This is a genomic window from Streptomyces sp. P9(2023) (assembly GCF_032436795.1).
Classification (GTDB): Bacteria; Actinomycetota; Actinomycetes; order Streptomycetales; family Streptomycetaceae; genus Streptomyces.
Genome location: NZ_JAUPWM010000800.1, coordinates 1 through 241, shown reverse-complemented (window position 1 = coordinate 241; position 241 = coordinate 1). Strand labels below are relative to the sequence as shown.

The 241-nt window shown below is 58.5% G+C and carries 1 pseudogene; it reads left to right on the top strand.

Features of this window, described 5'->3' with window-relative positions:
- Window positions 1-48: 48 nt before the first annotated feature.
- Window positions 49-241 (top strand): annotated as a pseudogene (locus Q5762_RS39485) (hypothetical protein); the annotation flags it as partial.

Below are 241 nucleotides of genomic sequence, written 5' to 3'. Positions count from 1 at the left end.
GCCGTGGGCAGCGCCTGTCATATCGAATTGCCAGGTGTCGATGGACGCTTGAACGACAGCGATAAATTTGCCGAAGCAGAAGTCGTCGGGTTTTCAGGCGACAAGCTCTTTCTGATGCCGCTTGAAGAAGTTTCCGGCTTGATGCCTGGCGCGCGCGTCACCCCACTGGTCGATGGCAACGGCCATAGCGCACGACGCTTTCCGATGGGAGAACAGTTGCTTGGGCGGGTGCTCGATGGCA